General features: G+C 47.2%; 3 protein-coding genes. All 3 read right to left on the bottom strand.

Going from position 1 to position 2,104, the window contains the following annotated elements; genetic code table 11:
• Nucleotides 1–173: 173 nt before the first annotated feature.
• Entirely contained in the window at nucleotides 174–1,145 is a 972-nt protein-coding gene (locus tag S1OALGB6SA_RS05600; protein WP_124032822.1) for a tyrosine-type recombinase/integrase, read from the bottom strand.
• Nucleotides 1,142–1,363: a tyrosine-type recombinase/integrase gene (locus S1OALGB6SA_RS10895; protein ID WP_124032821.1), complete on the bottom strand. Its 222-nt coding sequence runs from the start codon at nucleotides 1,361–1,363 to the stop codon at nucleotides 1,142–1,144. Before S1OALGB6SA_RS10895 ends, S1OALGB6SA_RS05600 begins: the two co-directional genes overlap by 4 nt.
• Before the next feature lie 20 nt (nucleotides 1,364–1,383).
• The coding region (locus S1OALGB6SA_RS05590; RefSeq protein ID WP_148084034.1) for a tyrosine-type recombinase/integrase at nucleotides 1,384–2,104 on the bottom strand (721 nt) is incomplete at its 5' end.

The following is a 2,104-nucleotide window of genomic DNA, read 5'->3' as shown; positions in this document are numbered from 1 at the left end:
AGCGTGCCCCGTAGTAGTAGAGGCCAGTCTCCTCATCGAGCTCCTTTGAGGTGAAATGCCAACTCGACCCTTTTTTGGCTTCTAAGTGCCTTCCAGGCCTCTCCCGCATTTGTACTTACAACTCCATCACCCTTCTACTTAAGTATATGCACTAGCTGCCAATTAGCAAGGTTTCAGTACTTTTTTGTATATCGTTCTACAAATCCTTCTCGTTGTTGAAACTTACCTCTCAGCCTCTCCAGTTCATTTTTGTAGGCCTCATCCACTTCTTTGTCATAGCCGTTCTCTCTTGGGTGGTACATACGGTAGTGTCGTCTTTGGCTCTCCTGGCTTCTGTGTGTGTAGCCCACTGTGCTTTCCAAGCTGCTATGGCCTAAAAGCTCTGATACATAGCGTATGTCTGCTCCGCCTTCCAGTAGATGGGTGGCGCAGCTATGGCGGATTGAATGGATGCTCAGGCCCTTTTTCTTTATTCCGGCTGCCTTCAGATGGTTTCTGAATCTTCCCCTCATGGTGTTTTCCACAAGGTGGCTTCCTTTTTCTCCTGGAAATACCCACTTGCCGGTTATGTGGAAGCTGGCATCCTTCCACAGCTTCAATATCCTTGCCGCCTGGTAAGAAAAGGGTATATACCTCTGGCGCCCGCCTTTGCCCTGGCTAACTTTCAAAATGCGTTCCTTTAGTTGTATATCTTCCCAAAAAAGACTGATGGCCTCAGAGCATCTTAGGCCCGATGAATAGAGTAGTTCGAAGTAGCAACGGTCTCTTAAAGGGCTTTCTATGCTTTCAAGGAATAGTTCCATTTCCTTCCGGCTAAAGATTGCTTTGTGGGTTTTCTCTGTTTTCATCCTGGGCACCAGTTCGGCGCTGTAACTTAGAATCAGGTTGTTTTTGTAGAGCCATACAAATAGACGCCTGAGGATGCTTGCATAATTGTTCAAGGTGTTTGGGCTTAGCCCCTGGTTTTCCAATGCTTCAAAGAAGCCCAGGATGTCAGACTGGCTTACTTCTCTAAGATCTCTCCGGCGGCTAAAGTTGAGATAGTTTTGAAAGCGCTCCAGGAGTGCTATTTTCCTGCCTGTTTGCCCTTCTCCCAAGCCTTTAAGATAGTAGCTATAGGATAGCTTCAGGCTGGCAAAGTTCATGTGTGGCCACTTCGTGGGTGGTGGCGATCCAATATGTTGCGCAGGGCCTGCTTGTCTACCTTGGTGTATACTCCGGTGCTATTTAGCCTTTGGTGACCTAGAAAGGCCTGGATGCTTCGAATGGCGCAGCCTGCACGTAGCATGTGGTATCCAAAGGCATGGCGGAAGTGATGTGTGGTGATTTGCATCATTCCAAGTTCCTGGCATTCTTCCTTCAAGATAGCATTCAGCCATGGTTTCAGGTTTCTTTTGCTGCCAAACAGGCGCCTGGGATCTGCCCTGTTGTGTTTCTAAACTCCTGTATGTAGATTTGTAAGATACGGCGCACATAGTCGTTTAAGAAGCCTGTTCTCTGGCTGCGGGTTTTTACATCGTGGATTAACAGGGTGGCATCTTCCAGGTTTATATCTTCTAGCCGAAGCTCCGCTGCTTCACTTATTCTCATGCCGGTGGAATAGAGCAGCTCGCAGAGTATGTGCGCTTTGTAGTCTCGCTTATACGCTCTTAGGTTTTTCCCATTGGCAAAGTGGCCCAGGGCTTCAAGCAGCCTGGCCATTTCTTTTTCGTTTGGAATCCAAGAGGGGAGTTTCTGGGGAACTTTTATTCTATCTATCAGTGCAAAGGGGTTATTGGCAATCATTCCTTGTTGCTTCTGGTAGTCATAAAAGCCAGATACAACACCTATGATGTTGCTAACTGAGGCGGGCGAAAGCTGACGGTGTTCTTCTATCAGGTAGCTTTGGAAGCTTTGAGCCTGATTGTAGCTTAGGTAGTGGAGTTCACTGTAGTTGCCAAGAAAGCGAAATAGGTAGCCAAAGGCATGGCGGAAATTTTTCGTGCTGCGGCCTTGAAGTTTCAGGTATCTCTGATAGGTTCTGGTGGTGTTTTGCAGCGCCTCTTCCTGATATATGTGTTTTTTTGGCTTTATCTCTTTTTGAGTTTTTGGCCCCACTTTCTTC

Source organism: Olavius algarvensis spirochete endosymbiont, from assembly GCA_900608495.1.
Taxonomy (GTDB): domain Bacteria; phylum Spirochaetota; class Spirochaetia; order DSM-2461; family DSM-2461; genus UBA2779.
Note: the sequence above shows the minus strand (reverse complement) of the source record. Positions and strands in the feature narration are given on the sequence as shown.